The 17463-nt window shown below is 71.4% G+C and carries 15 protein-coding genes; 13 read left to right on the forward strand and 2 right to left on the reverse strand.

Features of this window, described 5'->3' with window-relative positions; genetic code table 11:
• Positions 1-1002 precede the first annotated feature (1002 nt).
• The 9 genes from VSH64_RS15820 (at position 1003) to pqqE (ending at position 10461) form a co-directional block, all read left to right on the forward strand.
• Entirely contained in the window at positions 1003-2397 is a 1395-nt protein-coding gene (locus tag VSH64_RS15820; RefSeq protein ID WP_326836354.1) for a DNA-binding protein, read from the forward strand.
• A 20-nt stretch (positions 2398-2417) separates the two neighbouring features.
• On the forward strand, positions 2418-4658 hold the full coding sequence (katG, locus tag VSH64_RS15825) for a catalase/peroxidase HPI (RefSeq protein ID WP_326836355.1): 2241 nt from the start codon (positions 2418-2420) through the stop codon (positions 4656-4658).
• A 369-nt stretch (positions 4659-5027) separates the two neighbouring features.
• The gene (locus VSH64_RS15830; RefSeq protein WP_326836356.1) at positions 5028-5489 is read left to right on the forward strand and encodes an MSMEG_3727 family PQQ-associated protein; all 462 of its coding nucleotides are present in this window, start codon (positions 5028-5030) and stop codon (positions 5487-5489) included.
• A 13-nt stretch (positions 5490-5502) separates the two neighbouring features.
• Positions 5503-7209, forward strand: coding sequence for a PQQ-dependent dehydrogenase, methanol/ethanol family (locus VSH64_RS15835; RefSeq protein WP_326836357.1), 1707 nt, complete (start codon positions 5503-5505; stop codon positions 7207-7209).
• A 45-nt stretch (positions 7210-7254) separates the two neighbouring features.
• Positions 7255-7350: a pyrroloquinoline quinone precursor peptide PqqA gene (gene pqqA / locus VSH64_RS15840; protein ID WP_326836358.1), complete on the forward strand. Its 96-nt coding sequence runs from the start codon at positions 7255-7257 to the stop codon at positions 7348-7350.
• Positions 7351-7425: 75 nt separating this feature from the next.
• A complete protein-coding gene (pqqB, locus tag VSH64_RS15845) occupies positions 7426-8340 on the forward strand; it encodes a pyrroloquinoline quinone biosynthesis protein PqqB (RefSeq protein WP_326836359.1) in 915 nt (304 codons plus the stop codon).
• Positions 8341-8343: 3 nt separating this feature from the next.
• Positions 8344-9048: a pyrroloquinoline-quinone synthase PqqC gene (gene pqqC, locus VSH64_RS15850; protein ID WP_326836360.1), complete on the forward strand. Its 705-nt coding sequence runs from the start codon at positions 8344-8346 to the stop codon at positions 9046-9048.
• A gap of 5 nt (positions 9049-9053) precedes the next feature.
• Entirely contained in the window at positions 9054-9356 is a 303-nt protein-coding gene (gene pqqD, locus VSH64_RS15855; RefSeq protein ID WP_326837961.1) for a pyrroloquinoline quinone biosynthesis peptide chaperone PqqD, read from the forward strand.
• The gene (pqqE, locus tag VSH64_RS15860; RefSeq protein WP_326836361.1) at positions 9349-10461 is read left to right on the forward strand and encodes a pyrroloquinoline quinone biosynthesis protein PqqE; all 1113 of its coding nucleotides are present in this window, start codon (positions 9349-9351) and stop codon (positions 10459-10461) included. Before pqqD ends, pqqE begins: the two co-directional genes overlap by 8 nt.
• An 8-nt stretch (positions 10462-10469) precedes the next feature.
• Here the strand turns inward: pqqE and VSH64_RS15865 are convergent, their stop codons facing one another.
• A complete protein-coding gene (locus tag VSH64_RS15865; protein WP_326836362.1) occupies positions 10470-11534 on the reverse strand; it encodes a sodium:calcium antiporter in 1065 nt (354 codons plus the stop codon).
• On the opposite strand from VSH64_RS15865, the gene VSH64_RS15870 reads away from it, so the two are divergent.
• From VSH64_RS15870 to VSH64_RS15880, 3 genes are all read left to right on the forward strand, one after another.
• Entirely contained in the window at positions 11533-11874 is a 342-nt protein-coding gene (locus VSH64_RS15870; RefSeq protein WP_326836363.1) for a hypothetical protein, read from the forward strand. The two genes, VSH64_RS15865 and VSH64_RS15870, sit on opposite strands and share 2 nt — an antisense overlap.
• A 332-nt stretch (positions 11875-12206) precedes the next feature.
• Entirely contained in the window at positions 12207-14960 is a 2754-nt protein-coding gene (locus tag VSH64_RS15875; RefSeq protein WP_326836364.1) for a BTAD domain-containing putative transcriptional regulator, read from the forward strand.
• A gap of 76 nt (positions 14961-15036) precedes the next feature.
• Positions 15037-15513 carry a cupin domain-containing protein gene (locus tag VSH64_RS15880; protein WP_326836365.1) on the forward strand — a complete coding sequence of 159 codons (477 nt, stop codon included), beginning with the start codon at positions 15037-15039 and terminating at the stop codon, positions 15511-15513.
• Between the two features lie 4 nt (positions 15514-15517).
• Here VSH64_RS15880 and VSH64_RS15885 read toward each other — a convergent pair whose 3' ends face one another.
• Complete coding sequence (locus tag VSH64_RS15885; protein ID WP_326836366.1) at positions 15518-16756, reverse strand: flavin-dependent oxidoreductase; 1239 nt, start codon at positions 16754-16756, stop codon at positions 15518-15520.
• A 351-nt stretch (positions 16757-17107) separates the two neighbouring features.
• Here VSH64_RS15885 and VSH64_RS15890 point away from each other — a divergent pair, with 351 nt between their 5' ends.
• Positions 17108-17422 carry a hypothetical protein gene (locus VSH64_RS15890; protein ID WP_326836367.1) on the forward strand — a complete coding sequence of 105 codons (315 nt, stop codon included), beginning with the start codon at positions 17108-17110 and terminating at the stop codon, positions 17420-17422.
• The last annotated feature ends 41 nt before the right edge of the window (positions 17423-17463 follow it).

Here is a 17463-nt window from a genome sequence, read left to right on the forward strand (position 1 = left end):
AGCGGGCAGAACCGGGTCGCCGAGCACCGACCGCGCCGGTTCGAAGCTCGCTTCGGCCGAACGCGCGGCAGACCCGGACCCTTTCACCGGACCGTCGGGTGCGCAAGCTCCGTCGAGGCCCTGACCGCCGCGCCGCGAGCGCACTACCTGCGGAAAGACGACGGATCCGCGAGCCGGCCACGGCGGGAGACACCGCGCCGGAGTGGCTCCGGGAAGGGTCGAAGACCGTGTTTCCCACGGCTTTTCGCGCGCCCCGCCGAAGCCCCGCGACGGTCGTGACGACCCAGTAGGCGCCGGGCGAAGCAGCGGTGGTGACAGCGCAGAGGCTGTGACACCACCAGAAAGACGTGTCTCCGGGTCCTATGTGCCAGATCACAACGTTTCCGCAGGCAGACGCCTCGCCGCAGCCGAGCCGAGGCCGTCGCCCGCTTTCCTTGCGGGCCACCGAGGGCGCCGGCTGGATCACCGGGCGAGCGCCGCCCGGTGCCACGTCGCTGACGCGGCGAACTCAGCCCCCGGAGGCTCAATGTGTATTCAGTTTACAGAAAAACCCTGGTTCTCGACCTCACCAGGAGACGTTCAGGACCGCCGTCAGCTACCTCTGCCCGCGAACTCCCTGCGCCCGATCAAGCGCGTTTCGAAGGCCGCGACCTCGGCCCGCCGCGGTGCCACGCCTCGGCGGCGACCACAGTCCTTTCCGTCGATCTCCGAAGCCACCCGGACCGCACGCACGCTCGGGTCAGGTGCCCACGGAAGCCGCCGAGATCGATTTTCCGTTGCGGCACAGGATGTTCCGGACGCACGAAGATCGGCTACGCGCGGTGCTCCGGCCGAGAGACGTGCGCGGCCCGCCAACCGTACCTACAGTGGGCGGTATCGGTCGGTGACACAACCTGGAACGAGCGACACGGCAAGCCAGGGCTGGTCCGGGCGAGCGGGAACCGGGGCGGACCGTGCGCTTGCCGTCGAGCGTCGGGGATGGACCAAAGGCGGTTCCCCAGCATGAAGGATGCACATCGGTTCGAGGCAGCGGCGGCGGGCCCCGGTGGCGGCGCCGTGTTCGCGGCGTGGGAACGGTTCGTGCGGGGCGAGGACCAAGTCCCCGGCGTCCGGCCCCTGGTGGCGATCTCCTGGCACCGCTGCCGGGAGCAGTACCGAGTGGATCCGCACCTGAGTGCGGCGCCGGTCGCTGCCGTCGAGCGCCGCCACACGCCCGAGCACGACGTGGTCTTCGCCGAGCTCGGTTTTCGCGCCGCCGCGGTGGCACAGGAAATGGCCTGCCTGCCCGGAATCGTCACCGTGACCGACGCCGGCGGCCGGGTGCTGGCCGAGTGGGGCGACCCGGCCACCCTCGCCCGGGCCACCGAGCTCAACCTGGCGCCCTGGTTCTGCTGGTCCGAATGCGCGGTGGGCACGAACGGCATCGGCACCGCGCTCGACGCGCACGGCCCGGTGCTGATCAGCGGTGCCGAGCACTGGTGCCGGGCGTTCCACGACTGGGTCGGCGCGGGCATCGCGGTGCGGGACGTGGTGACCGGGGAGCCGATCGGGAGCCTGAACCTCTCGTGCTGGCGCGGCCGTCTTCCGCCGTCCGCGGGCGGGTGGCTGGCGAACGCGGTCGCCATCGCCCAGCGCGCGCTGAAGAGGCGTGCGCGGGACTCCGGCGCCGAGCTGGTGGCGGCCTACACGCAGGCCGGCGCCCACTCCAGCGCGCCGCTCGCCGCCGTGGACACCGCGGGCAAGGCGGTGATCGCGGACGACACCGCGAGCGTCCTCATGGGCGTGCCGGCCTCCACGCCGGCGGTCGACGCCACGCTGCGGTGGAACCCCGGGCTGCCGGAACTGATCGGTGCGGCCCGGCAGGCCAGCAAGCAGGCGGCCCACAACCCGGACTGGGTCGGCTCGACGCAGATCTTCACCCACCTCGCCGACGAGCCGACCGCGATCAGCATCCGGCCCGTCTTCTCGTTCTCGCACCTGATCGGACACCTGGTTTCGTTCGGCGTCTCCGACGGTGCCCAGTTGCCCCAGGCGGAGGCGCCCGCGCGCCCGCGTGTGCCGCCCCGCCGCGTGATCGGCATGCGCGACAACCGGATGGTGCTGCTGGGGCTGCCGGAAGTCTCCTTCGCGGAATCAGAAGGCAACGACGTGTGGCTGTCCACCGAGCAGGGACGCTTGCGGGCCGCTTCGCCGAGCCTGGACAAGCTCGACACCGAGCTGGCGGAGGCCGGCTTCCTGCGGGTGCACCGCCGGTACGTGGTGAACCTCAGCCGCATCCGGGAGATCGAGCGAGGGCACAAGGGCGAGCTGCGGCTCGTGATGGACGACGGGGCGAACGCGATGGTGCCGGTCTCCCGCCGCAACGCGCCGGCCGTGCGCCGCGCGCTGAGCATCTGAGTTCCCAGGAAGGATTTCGCGTGTCCGACAGGCCCGACGCCGTGGCCGGCGAGACGAGCGACCGGAGCGCGGGTGGCCTCGGCCTCCCCCGCTCGGCCGACCGCGTCCGTCGCCCGGCCGCGGCCGCGGACAACCGCGACTGGTGGCCGAACCGGCTCGACCTGCGGATCCTCCGGAAGAACCCGGTCGCGGCCAACCCGCTGGGGCCGGACTTCGACTACGCGGCACAGTTCCGGACCCTGGACCTCGACGCCCTGGCGAGGGACGTCGACGAGGTGCTCACGACCTCGCAGGAGTGGTGGCCGGCCGACTTCGGCCACTACGGGCCGCTCGTGCTCAGGATGGTCTGGCACTGCGCCGGCACGTACCGCGTCGAGGACGGCCGAGGCGGCGCGGCCACAGGCATGCAGCGCTTCGCCCCGCAGAACAGCTGGCCGGACAACCGCAACCTGGACAAGGCGCGCCGGCTGCTCTGGCCGGTGAAGAAGAAGTACGGCCGCAAGATCTCCTGGGCCGACCTCATGGTCTTCGCCGGCAATCGCGCGCTGGAGACGATGGGCTTCACCACCTTCGGCTTCGCCGGCGGCCGCGAAGACGTCTGGGAATCCGACGACGACGTGTACTGGGGTCCCGAGCACGTCTGGCTCGGCGACGAGCGCCACGGTGGCGTCCGCGAGCTGGAGAAGCCGCTCGCGGCCGTGCAGATGGGCCTCATCTACGTGAACCCGGAGGGGCCGCACACTGTCCCGGACCCGGTGACCGCCGCGCGCGACATCCGCGAGACGTTCCGCCGCATGGCGATGAACGACGAGGAGACCGTCGCGCTGATCGCGGGCGGGCACACGTTCGGCAAGACCCACGGTGCCGCCGAACCGGAAGCGTTCCTCGGCCCCGAGCCCGAGGCCGCGCCCCTCGAAGAGCAGGGGCTCGGCTGGCGCGGCGGCCACGGCACCGGCAAGGGCGCCGACACCATCTCCAGCGGGCTCGAAGGCACGTGGACGCCCACCCCGACGAGGTGGGACAACAGCTTCTTCGAGACCCTGTTCGGCTACGAGTGGGACCTGGAGCTCAGTCCCGCCGGGTTGTGGCAGTGGATCCCGCGGGACGGCGGCGGCGCCGGCACCGTGCCCGACGCCCACGACCCGGCGAAAACGCACGCACCGACGATCCTGACGACGGATCTCGCGCTGCGCGTGGATCCCGGCTACGAACCGATCGCCCGCCGGTTCCTGGCGGACCCGAGCCGGCTGGCCGACGCGTTCGCCCGGGCCTGGTTCAAGCTGACGCACCTCGACCTGGGGCCGAGACGGCGCTACCTCGGACCGCTGGTCCCGGCGGAACCGCTGCTGTGGCAGGACCCGATCCCCGCCGTGGACCACGAACTCGTCTCGGCGGCGGACACCGCCGCGCTCAAGAGCGAGATCCTCGCCTCCGGGCTCACGGTCTCACAGCTCGTGTCCACCGCGTGGGCCTCGGCCTCGACCTTCCGCGTCAGCGACGGGCGCGGCGGCGCGAACGGGGCGCGCATCCGCCTCGACCCGCAGCGGAGCTGGGCGGTCAACGAGCCCGACCGGCTCGCGCGGGTGCTGCGGACCCTGGAGGGGATCCAGGAGTCCTTCACGACCGCCCACGCCGGCGGCAAGCGGATCTCGCTCGCCGATCTCATCGTGCTCGGCGGGGCCGCCGCCGTCGAACGGGCCGCGCGGGCCGCGGGCCACCCCGTCGAGGTCCCGTTCGTCCCGGGCCGCACGGACGCGACGCAGGAGTGGACCGACCCGGAGTCGTTCGCCGCGCTCGAACCGGTCGCGGACGGGTTCCGCAACCACCAGGCCGAGGGCGACCGGCGGACACCGGAGCGGCTGCTGGTCGACCGGGCGAACCTGCTGAGCCTGAGCGCACCCGAGATGACCGTGCTCGTGGGCGGCCTGCGCGTGCTGGGGGCGAACCACCGGCAGTCGCCGCTGGGCGTGTTCACCTCGCGGCCCGGTTTCTTGACCAACGACTTCTTCGTGAACCTCCTCGACCCGGGCGTGGAGTGGCGACGGCGCCCGGAGACCGGTTCGACCGCGGCGGTCTTCGAGGGCCACGATCGGGCCTCTGGCGATCTCAAGTGGACCGGCAGCCGGGTCGACCTGGTCTTCGGGTCGGACTCCGAGCTGCGGGCGCTCTCGGAGGTCTACGCGAGCGAGGACGCGGAAGATCGGTTCGTGCGCGACTTCGTGGCCGCGTGGGACAAGGTCATGAACCTCGATCGCGCCTGATCTTTTGTTTCGCGACGCCGGCGGATTTCGGCCGGCCGAATTTTTCACCGGCTTCCGCACGCCTCCTCGAGGCGGGTTTTCGCGCGGTCCCGTTCCCCGCGCAGCGGTGGCGAATCGGGTGTGAACGGTGGCCGAAGGCGCGTGAACGGCAAAAGCCGCTCCGCCCGTCGCGCGCGGTTGTCGACCTGTTTTTCCCGGCGTAGCGTGCGCATTGACCACCGATTTTCAGTCGGGCGTCGGATGTGGCGGGAAATAAGATCGAATTTCGCAGGACTCTTCCTTTCGAAATGCGTATCGCCACGACAGAGCACCTTCGATGCGACCGATGCAAAGTCGGTACGAAGATCGGGATGAGGAAGGTGAAAGCCGATGACGACCGCGCCGGAGCGGACCGACTTGCTCAAAGAGCTCGGGTTGGACGTGCAGAACCACGCGACACTGGGCCGGGTGCTGGGCACCGGGAAGATCGGGCGGGCCAGCGAAGGATCCGATGGCCGCATGCAGGCCACCATTCGCATCAACGAGGACGAGCTGATGTGGGATCCCTCCATTCTGGTCATGCCCCACGGAGGCGATATCGATCTCGAGCTCGTGAACGACGACAAGAACACCCACTGCGCGCTCCTGCCGAGCAATGGCGACCGGAAGTTCATCTGGCTGGTCAACCATTCGAAGGGCCGGGCGACGCTCAACCTCGACGGACCGGGCTACTACTGGTTCAGCTCACCCACCGGCAACGACGAGGGCCGCGGGCTGACCGGGGCCATCGTCGTCCTGGGCGACGCGCCACCGGAAGCTCGACTCGACCGACCCGAGCAGCCGCAGCCGTAGGGAGGACGAAGAGATGACGACCTCGGAAGACTACGTCGACGCCGGCGAGGCCATCGACCAAGGAAACCTGAGCTTCAAGATCCCGGGCGGGGACGTCGCGGCGCCGGTGACCGCCGGCGTGAACTACGAGCGCATCCTCAACGCCCGCGAAGAACCGCAGAACTGGCTCACCTACTACGGCGCATACAACGGCCAGCGCTACAGCCCGCTGGACCAGATCACCACGGAGAACGTGAAGCGGATGGTCCCCGCCTGGGTGTTCCAGGCCGGGACGACGGGCCTGATCGCGGGCGCGTCGACCTACTCCTTCGAAGCCGCCCCGATCGTGGTCGACGGGATCATGTTCGTGACCGGCTGGGACGGCTGGATCTGGGCCCTGGACGCGAAGACCGGGGTGGAGATCTGGCGCTACAAGCACGCCGTGCCGTTCGACGTGTCCCTGTGCTGCGGGAACGTGAACCGCGGGTGCGCCGTGGCCCAGGGCAAGGTCTTCCTGGTCACGGCCAACGCTCGGCTGCTGGCGCTCGACGCGACCACCGGGAAGATGGTGTGGGTCAAGACCTTCGGCGACGTCCGGGCCGGCGAGAGCGCCACCGTCGCCCCGCTGATCGTGAAGAACATGGTCATCGTGGGCAGTTCCGGCGGCGAGTTCGGCGTGCGCGGGCACCTGGACGCGTTCGACCTCGAGACCGGGGAGCACCAGTGGCGCTGCTACATGGTGCCGAAGCCCGGCGAACCCGGTTCGGAGACCTGGCCCGCCGACGGCGAGGCCTGGGCGCGGGGCGGCGCGAACTGCTGGGTCACCGGCACGTTCGACGCGGAGACCAACCTGCTCTACGTGGGTACCGGCAACCCGGCACCCGATTTCGACGGCGAGGTCCGGGAAGGCGACAACCTCTACACCGACAGCATCGTGGCCGTCGACGCGGACAGCGGCCAGATCCGCTGGCACTACCAGTGCACGCCCCACGACCTGTGGGACTACGACAGCATCGCCGAGTGCATCCTGTTCGAAATGGACGGCCGCAAGCTGCTCGCGCACTTCGACAAGAACGGCTACATGTACGTCCTCGACCGCACGGACGGCACGCTGATCCAGGCCACTCCCTTCGTGGACCGCATCACGTGGGGCGCGGTCACGCGCGACGGGCGCGTCACGCCCAAGCTGTACCCGGAGAAGGAGGGCGAACCGGTCCACTTCTACCCGGGTCCGGCCGGTGCCAAGGAATGGACGCACGCGTCCTACAGCCCGAAGACCGGGCTCTTCTACGTCCCGGTCCAGGACACCGGCGCCACGGCCACCCGCCGCCGCCGGGAATTCAAGGAAAGCATCCCCTATTGGGGCGCCGGGGTTCAGGTGGACGCGGACGACATGACCGGCTCGGTCAGCGCGTTCGACGGCACCGGCGAGGAGAAGTGGCGCTGGCGCAACGAACTCCCGATGTGCGCGTCGACGCTGGCCACCGGCGGAGACCTGGTGTTCGCGGGCGAGGCGACGGGCGAGTTCAACGCACTCGACGCGCGCACCGGGGAGCTGCTCTGGCAGTTCCAGTGCGGAAGCGGCCACCACAGCAGCCCGACCACCTACACGGTCGAGGGCCGGCAGTACATCGCCGTGCCGGTCGGCTGGGGCGGCTGGGCCGAGGGGTTCCTCCCCGGGATGCTGGGTGCGGGGCACGGAAGCGCCCTGTTCGTGTTCGCCCTCCCGGAATCGGCCTGACACTCCCGGACAACCCCCGCCGAACGGGGCAGAGGAGGTGAATCGATGGAGTCTCGACTCGATGTGTGGGAGACGCCCGAGTTCGACGAGATCGCAGTTGCGCCCGAGGTGACCATGTACATCGCTCAGCTGGACGACTAGAGGTCGTGGGGCGGCGCCGGATCCGGGTCCGGCGCCGCCGCCGCACCGGACGACCACGGACGACGACCAGGGACGATGACCAGGGGACGGAGTGCCGGGATGTGGCTGCGGGTACTGGGTTCGGCCGCGGGAGGCGGCTCTCCGCAGTGGAACTGCGGCTGCGAGGTCTGCACCGCCGTGCGCGCGGGGGCGGCACCCGTGCGGACCGAGTCCTCGGTCGCGGTGAGCGCCGATCACCGCCGGTGGTTCCTCCTCAACGCCTCCCCCGACGTCCGCACCCAGATCGAGGCGTTGCGCGGGCCGCGGCCGAACGGCGGCGACCGGACCTCGCCGGTGGAGGCGGTGCTGCTCACCGACGCCGAACTCGACCACACCCTGGGCCTGCTCCTGCTGCGCGAGGCCGCCGATCTTCGGCTGTACGCCACGCCGGCGGTGCACAAGACGTTGTGCGACGGCTCGGGGCTGCTGCGCACGCTCGAACGCTACTGCCCCGTGGAGTGGCGAGCGGTGATCCCCGGCGCCGACGTGTCCCTGACCGCCGGGCTTTCCTTCCGCGCGTTCGACGTGCCCACCACCAAACGCGCGCGGTTCGGTCCCGGGGCGGAGCACGGGCGGGTGGTGGGCTACCGGCTCACCGACGAGCGCAGCGGAGGACGGCTGGTCTACCTGCCGGGCATGCAGGCGCTGACGCCGCGGCTGTGCGCGGAGATCATGGGCTGCGAATGCCTGCTGATCGACGGGACCTGCTGGCGTGACGACGAACTGGTCCGGCTCGGCCTGGCCGGCAAGACGGCGCACGAGATGGGCCACCTGCCGGTCGACGGCCCGGACGGCACTCTGGCCCGGCTCCCGTCGCTCGACATCGGGCGGGTGATCTTCGTGCACCTGAACAACACCAACCCCCTCCTGTTGGAGGACACGGCCGAGCGGCACCTCGTGGAGGCCGCGGGCCTGGAGGTGGCCGTGGACGGACTCGAGGTCGAGGTGTAAGGCATGACAACGACAATGAGGACCACCGCCGCGACGACCGACGAGTTCGTGGCGATGTTGCGGGCCCACTCGCGCCGCTACCACGACCAGCACCCGTTCCACGTCCGGATGAACGCGGGCCGGCTGAGCCGCGAGCAGGTGCGGGGCTGGATCGCCAACCGCTTCTACTACCAGGAGAACATCCCCCGCAAGGACGCGGCGATCCTCTCCCGCTGTCCCGACCTCGAGGTCCGCCGTCGGTGGATCCGCCGGATCGTCGACCACGACGGCCGCCACGCCGGGGAGGGCGGCATCGAGGCGTGGCTGCGCCTCGGCGAGGCCGCCGGGCTCACCCGCGAGGAGGTGCAGGACCACCGGCACCTGGTGCCGGGAGTGCGGTTCGCCGTCGACGCGTACGTGCACTTCACCATGACCCGCCCGTGGGTCGAGGCGATCGCTTCGTCGCTCACCGAGCTGTTCGCCCCCGACCTGATGGCGGAGCGGCTGGCCGCGTTCGAGCGGTGGTACCCGTGGATCGCTCCCGAGGGCCTCGCCTACTTCCGCGCCCGGCTCGAGCAGGCTCCGCGCGACTGCGAGCACGCCCTCGAGGTGGTCACCGCGCACTGCCGGTCCGCCGAGTCCCAGGCGCGCGCCGTGGAGGCGCTTTCGTTCAAGTGCGACGTCCTGTGGAGCCTGATGGACGCGATCGACCGAACCTACCCGGAGTGATCACCATGGACGCCACGGACTCCCCGACCCGCCCCGCTGTGTCCACATCGGACCGACCGCGGCTGGCGCGCCACGTGCGGCTCACCTTCGACGCGTCCCGCGGGCGCCACGTCCTGCTGCATCCCGAGACGGTGGTGGTGCTGAACCGCAGCGGTGCGGCCATCCTCGAGCTGTGCGACGGGCGGCGCACCGTGGCCGAGGTCGAGGCCGAGCTCGGCACGCGGTACGAGCACGTGCCCGACGACGAGGTGTGCCGGTTCCTGACCCGGCTCGTCGCCCGGCGCTGCGTGGAGCTCACCGATGGATAGCCCCTTCGGACTGCTCACCGAACTCACCTACCGGTGTCCCCTGGCCTGCGCGTACTGCTCGAACCCGCTGAACCTGGGCGACTACTCCGACGAGCTGACCACCGACGAGTGGCGGCGCGTGCTGGCCGAGGCCCGCGACCTCGGGATCCTGCAGTGCCACCTGTCCGGCGGGGAACCGCTGCTGCGGCGCGACCTGGTCGAGCTCGTGGCCGAGGCCCACGGGCTCGGCCTCTACACCAACCTCGTGACCAGCGCCTTCGGGCTCTCGCGGCCGAGGGCGGAGCAGCTGCGCGCCGCCGGTCTCGACCACGTGCAGGTGAGCATCCAGGCCGACGAAGCCGACGCGTCCGACCGGATCGCGGGGACCCCGTCGTTCCGGCGCAAGATCACGGCGATGGGCGTGGTCAAGGACCTGGGCTGGCCGCTCACCGTGAACGTGGTGCTGCACCGGCGCAACATCGACCGGGTCGCCGAGCTGCTCGAGCTGGCCGAGGAGGCCGGTGCCGATCGCGTGGAGCTGGCCAACACCCAGTACTACGGCTGGGCCTGGCGAAACCGCGACGCGCTGCTGCCCAGCCGGGCCCAGCTCGACGCGGCCGAGGTCGTGGTCCGGGCCGCCCGCGAACGCCTGCGGGACCGGATGGACGTGCTCTACGTCCTGCCCGATTACTACAGCCGCTACCCGAAGCCGTGCATGGGCGGCTGGGCTTCCCGGCAGCTGACCGTGACGCCGAACGGCGACGTCCTGCCCTGCCCGGCCGCCCAGTCCCTGCCGTTGCCGCGAGCCAACGTGCGGGAGGCGACGCTGGCGCGGATCTGGGCCGAGGCGCCGGTGATGACCGCGTTCCGGGGCACGGACTGGATGCCGCAGCCCTGCCGCGGCTGCGACCGGCGGGAGCTCGACTTCGGGGGCTGCCGCTGCCAGGCGTTCCAGCTCACGGGCGACGCCGCCCGCACCGACCCGGTGTGCCACCTCTCCCCCGACCACCACCTCGTGGCCCGGGCGGTCGAGGCCGCGAACGCCGGATCGCCGGCCCGCGATCTTCCCCTGATCCCCCGCCCGCACCGGGGTTCTCCGACCGGGGTCCCCGGCGCCGCGGGTTAGCCCGCTGCTCAATCCGTTTCGATCGGTGCTCCCCCGAAGAAGGCGAAGCTGAAGGCCCAGTACGCGAGGTAGAGCCCGAGCAACACGAACCCGTGCCAGCGCTTGAGCCGGCGGGTGAAGAGGAAGTACGCCGCGAGGGCCGTCATCCCGACGAGGAACGGGAGGTGCCAGGAGAGCACGTCCCGGTCGACGACGATGCTGCCGCCGGCGAGCAGGATGATGCCGAGCTTCGCGGTCACCCCGAAGACCACACTGCCGATCACGTTCCCGACACCGAGCTCGGGCGCCCCCTTGCGGGTGGGTTCGACGGTGAGGAAGAGGTCTTCGAGGGTGAGCACGAGCGTGGCGATGGTGGCGCCGAAGAGGGCGCCTTGGATGTGGAAGTCCTCGAGGATGCCCTTCGTGCCGTAGCTGGTCACGGCGGCGCCGGCGACGAGACCGACCAGCGCGACGAGGGCGAAGGCGATCGCGGCCGAGCCGGGGATCGGGCGGTTCTTGTCGAACGGCATCGTGACGACGAACGGCGGCTTGTCCGTGGGCACATCGGCCGGGCGCGGGTCGGCGGCCTCGCCGGCTCCGGCGGAGCTTCGGCCGACCTCCAGCTTCTCGAGGATCTCCGCGTTGCGGAAGACCGGCGTGCTGCGCTTGAGCTCCCGCTTGGCCACATACCCGATGAAGAGCACGAACAGCAGCACGAGCACCACACCGTAGGCGGGAGTGAGCGGCCCGAAGACGATGAAGGGGATCAGCAGCAGCGGTGCCGCGACGAACAGCGCCAGGTACGGGCGCGGGATGTCCACCTTGGTCGGCGAAACGATCGCCGCGAGGGCGAGCACTATTCCGATCATCGAAATCGCCGTTCCGAAGACCGTCCCCAACGCGACTTCACTGAGATCTTCGACGTTCAGCGCGACGCCGAGGGCGACGTCGTCGAATTCGATCCCGGTGAAGATGATCGCGAGCAGGAATACGGAGATGCGCAGGCCGGCCGCCGCACCGACGAGATAACCGATCAATTTTTCAGCGCTGTAGATCAACAGCGCCGCTCCGAGTGCGAAGATCAGGATCGACATGGATCCGGCGCTCCTTTCCGAGAAGGACGAAAAGGTCAGTGCTCGGGTCGACCGGAAACCGGTCGCGGTGCCCGTTGTCCGATCGTCGCAGGTCGATGTCGATTCGGCCATGCTCGTTCACCCACGTGAAATCGTGGCGAACAAACACCTCGTTCAGGGGTGGAATTCGACGATTTCCGCGGTGGTCGGCCGGGCCTGGCTCCTTCTTGTGGCGCCGCGGCGCGGCCCGGAACCACCTCGAGCCGGCGGGCGGCGAGTCGAGTTCCGCGCGGGTGCGGGCGGGCGGCAAGCAGACCCGGCACCGCACCGTCAGGGTTCAGACCATCGGGATTCGGACTGACGGCCGGAAGCTCGACCGGTGCGAAGTTCGACCGGCCCGCCTCGCGGCGACGGCCCCGCAGGCGTGGCGGTCACCTGCGACCAGGCTCCCCGGCCCGCTCGCCGACAAACACCTTCGCCGGCCGATGCCGCCGCGGCGGTCCCGGTGGTGGGCGCGACCCCCAAAACGACGCGCCCGCCACCGGGTCTCACCCGGCGTTCCCCTCGTTCGCCGTGGTCCCAGGGTCCCCGAAGCCGTCCTCGTTTCGTCCTCGCGTCGACCTCCGCGGCCCGCGACCTGCGCGTTTCGGACGAGGTGCCGGGCGCTAGCCTTGAGGCCGAGGGGGGATGTGCATGAGGTTCCGGATTCTCGGGACGCTGGAAGTGCGGGCGTACGGGGACCGGGTCGTCCTGGCGAGTCCGCGTCAGCAGCGGGCGCTCGCCGTCCTTCTGCTCAGTCCCAACTCGGTCGTGCCCGTGGAGCGCATGATCGACGCGCTGTGGGAGGACGAGCCGCCGACCACGGCGGTGAAGCAGGTGCGCAACTCGGTGTCCGCGCTGCGCGGCCGGCTCGGGGACACCGGCGCGCTGATCGTCACCGACGGGCCCGGGTACCGCCTGCAGATCGACGCCGACGACCTCGACTCGCTCCGGTTCCGCCGCCACGTCGCCGCGGCGCGAGCGCTCGCCGGGCAGGTGAAGCTCGTCGACGCCGTCGAGGAGATCCGCGGCGCGCTCGCCCTCTGGCGTGGCCCGGCGCTCGACGGGCTGCGCACGACCACGCTGGCCGGCCGGGCCGCGCTGCTCGACGAACAGCGCGCCGACGCGGTCGAGCTCTGCGCGCAGTGGCAGCTGCGGCTCGGCGAAACGGACGAGGTGGTGCGTGAGCTCACCGCGTTCTGCGGAGAGCACCCGGTGCGCGAACCGTCCCACCTGCTCCTGATGCGCGCGCTCGCGGAGGAAGGCCGCTACGCCGAAGCCTCGACGCTGTTCCACGGCCTGCGCCGGCGGCTTGCCGACGAGCTCGGCGTGGACCCGAACCTCGACCTGCGCCGGCTCCACGAGCAGATCCTGGCCGACGCCACGCCCGCCGCCGCCCCCGTCGACAGCACGCCTGCCAACGCCGCGGTCGCCACCACCCCCGACCCCGAACCCGACCGGGAATCCCCGCCTGATCACCACTTCGGCCGCGCGGTGGCGGAGCTGGCCGAAGCCGTCACGTGGCAGTGGCGGGCCGAAGCCGAGCTGCGGTCCCTGCACCGGCCGCAGCCGATCGCCCTGCGGTGGTCGGCCCTCGCGCGGCCGGGAGAGCCCGCGCTGCGGGGTGACCTCGACGATATCGCGGAGACGTACGCGGAGCTGCCCTCACGGCAGCTGGTCGTGCTCGGCGATCCCGGCTCCGGGAAGTCGGTGCTCGCCCTGGTGCTGACGCTGGAGCTGCTGCGCAGCCGGGCCCCGGGCGCGCCGGTTCCGGTCCTGCTGTCGCTGGCCTCGTGGGACCCGGGGCGCGAACACCTCGACCGGTGGCTGGCGCGGCGGCTCGCCGACAACCACCCGGCCCTGCTCAACGCCCGCGAGTACGGGCCCGACGCGCCCACCCGGCTCGTCCTCGGCGGCCACGTGGTCCCCGTCCTCGACGGGCTCGACGAGATGCCCGCCGATTTGCGCGTCGCGGCGCTCGACGCACTGGACCAGACCATGGCCGTGGGCCGCTCGCTGGTCCTGACCTGCCGCTCCGCCGAGTACGAGCAGGTGACGCGCGAATCCGGCACGGTGCTGGGCTCGGCCACGGTGGTGCGGCTCGAACCCGTGAGCCGCCAGGAGGCGATCACCTACCTGTCCGCCCGGGACAGCGCCGGCTCCGACCGCTGGCACCCGGTGGCCGAGCGGCTGCGCCGGGACCCCGACGGGCCGCTGGGGCGCGTGTTGCGCACACCGTTGATGGTCGACCTCGCGCGGATCGGCTACGGCCGTCCCGGCGAGGATCCCGGGGAGCTACTCGCCGCGGACGACGCGGCGGCGCTGGAAGCGCAGCTGCTCGACTCGTTCCTCCCCCACGCCTACGCGCAGGTGCCGCAGCCGCCGGGCCGGAACCCGAAGACCAGCCCGTCCGGGCGGTACACGGCGGACCAGGCCAACCGCTGGCTGGGTTTCCTGGCCCGGCACCTCGAACGGGCCCGCAGCCGCGACCTGGCCTGGTGGCAGCTGCACCGGGCCGTGCCCGCCGGGACCCGGGCCGCGCTGGTCGGGGTGCTGATCGCGCTGTTGTTCCTCGCGACGGGCCGGTTGTCCGACGGGCCGGAGCTGGCCGCGATCTACGCCCTGTCGTTCGGCGGCGCCGGTTACCTGACCCACCGCTTCGGACGCCCGCCCGAGCCCCTGCGCACCGAACTGCGCTTCGTCGGCGCCGCGGGCAAGTTCGCCGGCCGGTTCGCGGTCGGTGCCGTGGTGGGCGTCGCGCTCGGGCTGGGCTGGTCGCTGGCCCCCGGGCTGGTCGTCTTGCTGGCGCTCGTGTTCGGCGTGGTGTTCGGGGTGCACGTGTGGCTCGCGAAACCGGTCGACGCCAGCCGCGTGTCGAGTCCGGCGACGATCCTGCGCAACGAACGCACCGGGGCGATCGCGCTGTCGGTCTCCTTCCTGGTGTCCGCGGGGCTGTTCGACGGGATCGCGTTCGCGTTCACCGCGCAGACGCGGTTCCTGCCCGTGCTGGGCGGCCGGTTCGACCTGGCGCTCGCGGTCGCGGGCGGCCTGGCGGGAGCGTTGTTCGGGTTCTTCATGGCCCGTGGCGTCGGCGCGCTGTGCTACGGCGTCGCGGGCGCGATCGCCGGTGGTCAGGTGTTCCCGCCGGCGACGGATCCGGTGCTGCCGTTCGTGGTCGGCCTGTGCTTCGGTGGCGGCATCGGCCTGGCGGTGCTGGTCACGCGCGCCTGGGGCAACTACTTCGTGCACCACCTCTGGCTCGCCGCGACCGGCCGGCTTCCCTGGCGGCTCATGCACTTCCTCGACGACGCCCACCGCCGCGGTGTCCTGCGCCAGGCCGGTGGTGTCTACCAATTCCGTCACGCCCGCGTGCAGGAGCGGCTGGCGCAGGCCTCGCCCGACCGGTAGGTCCCTCCGGCGGCTGTACATCGGCACGGGGGTGGCGCAGAGTGCGTAGCTGACGGACCAGCGGCCAGGAGGTGCCATGACCGGCGAGGAAATCGTGCTCGGTCCCCTTCCGAAGGGGATCACGCTCGCGCAGGAGGGGATGCGCAACAAGGTGTGGAACGTGCTCGGGCACACCTACTCCATGAAGGCGGCCAGCGAATCGAGCTTCGCGTTCGAGACCCTGGACCCGCCGGGAACCGGCGTCCCGCCGCACGTGCACCCGACGCAGGACGAGCACATCTACATCCTGGAAGGCGTGTTCACCCTCTACCTCGACGGCGCGTGGGAGACCGCGGGCCCCGGCGACACGGTCCGGATGCCCAAGGGCCTGCCCCACGCCTACTACAACCGCAGCGAGGGCATCACCCGCGGACTGTTCTGGGTGAGCCCGGCGGGCCGGCTCGCGGAACTGTTCGACAAGCTGCACAACCTCACGGACCCGGCCGAGGTCGTGCGGGTCTCGGCGCTGCACGACGTCGACTTCCTGCCGCCGGGTTCGGTGGAGGGCGCCTGAACCGTCACTTGTTCACCTGCTGCTGCGAGCCCCCGGAGGCCTGCGCGTAGCCGGTGACGATCGCCTCCAGCGTCGCCGCGTCGATCACGTCTTCGAGGCGGGAAAACCCGTCCGGTGCCCGACGCTCGACCTCGTCGATCACGTTCTCCGGCCCGCCCTGGCGGTTGCGGAGCACGATCTCGCCGGTGGCCGCGAGGCGATCTGCCTGGTACGCCGCGAGCGCCTCGACGGGATCGGCGTGGCGCGCCAGGTGGTGGCCGAGACTGGTGGCGTCGAGGATCGCCTGGCCGGCGCCGTTGGAGCCCATCGGGTACATCGGGTGCGCGGCGTCGCCGAGCAGCGTCACGCGGCCGTGCGACCACGCGGGCAGCGGGTCGCGGTCGCACATCGGGAACTCGAAGATCTCCTCGGTGGCCTCGACCAGTGCGACGTGGTCGACCACGGGCGAGGAGAACCGCCCGAGGTGGCGGGCGAGCTCGGCCCGGTCGCCGGGTTTGGCCCAGTCCTGCCGCTCCGGCGGGGCCGCGCCGGGCTGCCCGGTCCGGATGCAGACGGCCCAGTTGGTGAGCCGGGTGCCGGCGCTGCGGCCCGCGCCGATCGGGTAGATCACCAGCTTCGCCGCGGTGCCGCCGGCGACGATCATCGACCGTCCGCCGTCGAACTCCGGCCAGTCGGTGGCGCCGCGCCACATCAGGACGCCGTTCCACCGCGGCGGGCCCTCGGCGGGGAACAGCAGCGACCGCGCGGCCGAGTGGATTCCGTCGGCCGCCACCAGGACGTCACCGGGAACCGTGACCTCCGTGCCGCTTCGCCGGTCGGCGAACCGCGCGCGCACGCCGTGGGCGTCCTGGTCGAACCCGGTGAGCCGGTGCCCGGTCCGCACCGCGTCGGGGCCGAGCCGGTCCCGCACCGCGCGCAGCAACATGCCCTGCAGCCGGCCGCGGTGCAGGCAGAACTGCGGAAGCGTGAAGCCCGCGTCGAGCCCGCACGGCCGGCGCAGGATCACCTGCCCGAGCCGGTGGGTGTAGAACAGCTCGCGGGTGCGGATCCCGACTTCGTCGAGCGCGTCGAGCAGCCCCAGCGCCGCGAGCTCCTTCACCGCGTGGGGCAAGGCGTTGATCCCCACTCCCAGCTCGCTGACCCGCTCGCTCTGCTCGTGGACGACGCACTCGATGCCCTCGTGGTGCAGCCGCAACGCCGCGGTCAGCCCCCCGATCCCCGCTCCGACGATCACGACCTTCACGGTCACCTCCCCTGGTCCGGCTTCGAGGCCAGCATCGCGGAGACGGGAGAAACGCACCACCCCCGAGCGGCGGTGGTGGGTTCTCGCCGACGCCGATCACCGCGGCAAAGGGAAGACGGTGTTTCGAATATACTTTCGAAAAGAACGGCGAAGAGGAATTCGCCGAGTCCGCCACTCCGGTGACATCCCGCCCATTCGCCGCAGAACACCCGAGCGGAGGAACGACCGCGGGTCGGAAGCGCGAGTACGCTGTTCACTTCCGCCCCGGACCCCGGCGACAGGTGAATGGAACCCGTTATGAGATCGGGGCGATGAGTCGTGGCGGTGGACGACGGTCCGCACGATCAGCCGGTGCACGAACCTGCTCGCCGGCACCTGAACGGCCTCACCACGAAGGCCGAATGGCCCACCCGCGACGCGGGCGGTTATCCGCCGGGGTGGCAGGTGCGCTATCTCTGCCGGGTTCGCGGTCCGGCCGGGCGGCGGCGGGCCGGAGCGGGATCCGAATGGCAGGAGCGCAGCGGCACGATCGCGGGCCGCAGCCTTCGCGACGAACACACCAGCACCACCTGGGTGCCCGTGCGGCAACGTGACACAGCGCCGGACGCGCCCGTGAACCTGGTCCGCGCCACCGACATCCTCCACGCGGAGCCACCCGGCGACTGAGGCCGGCGGCCGCGAAGAGGTGCTCCGGACGGCGTAGCGGA

The organism is Amycolatopsis rhabdoformis (genome assembly GCF_035918295.1).
GTDB lineage: Bacteria > Actinomycetota > Actinomycetes > Mycobacteriales > Pseudonocardiaceae > Amycolatopsis > Amycolatopsis rhabdoformis.

What these genes read in the sequence shown, in the direction of transcription:
- VSH64_RS15820 (WP_326836354.1), top strand. Translation starts at nt 1,003, where the DNA reads ATGAAGGATGCACATCGGTTCGAGGCAGCGGCGGCGGGCCCCGGTGGC.
- VSH64_RS15830 (WP_326836356.1), top strand. Translation starts at nt 5,028, where the DNA reads ATGACGACCGCGCCGGAGCGGACCGACTTGCTCAAAGAGCTCGGGTTG.
- VSH64_RS15835 (WP_326836357.1), top strand. Translation starts at nt 5,503, where the DNA reads ATGACGACCTCGGAAGACTACGTCGACGCCGGCGAGGCCATCGACCAA.
- pqqA (WP_326836358.1), top strand. Translation starts at nt 7,255, where the DNA reads ATGGAGTCTCGACTCGATGTGTGGGAGACGCCCGAGTTCGACGAGATC.
- pqqB (WP_326836359.1), top strand. Translation starts at nt 7,426, where the DNA reads ATGACCAGGGGACGGAGTGCCGGGATGTGGCTGCGGGTACTGGGTTCG.
- pqqC (WP_326836360.1), top strand. Translation starts at nt 8,344, where the DNA reads ATGACAACGACAATGAGGACCACCGCCGCGACGACCGACGAGTTCGTG.
- pqqD (WP_326837961.1), top strand. Translation starts at nt 9,054, where the DNA reads ATGGACGCCACGGACTCCCCGACCCGCCCCGCTGTGTCCACATCGGAC.
- pqqE (WP_326836361.1), top strand. Translation starts at nt 9,349, where the DNA reads ATGGATAGCCCCTTCGGACTGCTCACCGAACTCACCTACCGGTGTCCC.
- VSH64_RS15870 (WP_326836363.1), top strand. Translation starts at nt 11,533, where the DNA reads ATGGATCCGGCGCTCCTTTCCGAGAAGGACGAAAAGGTCAGTGCTCGG.
- VSH64_RS15865 (WP_326836362.1), bottom strand. Translation starts at nt 11,534, where the DNA reads ATGTCGATCCTGATCTTCGCACTCGGAGCGGCGCTGTTGATCTACAGC.
- VSH64_RS15875 (WP_326836364.1), top strand. Translation starts at nt 12,207, where the DNA reads ATGAGGTTCCGGATTCTCGGGACGCTGGAAGTGCGGGCGTACGGGGAC.
- VSH64_RS15880 (WP_326836365.1), top strand. Translation starts at nt 15,037, where the DNA reads ATGACCGGCGAGGAAATCGTGCTCGGTCCCCTTCCGAAGGGGATCACG.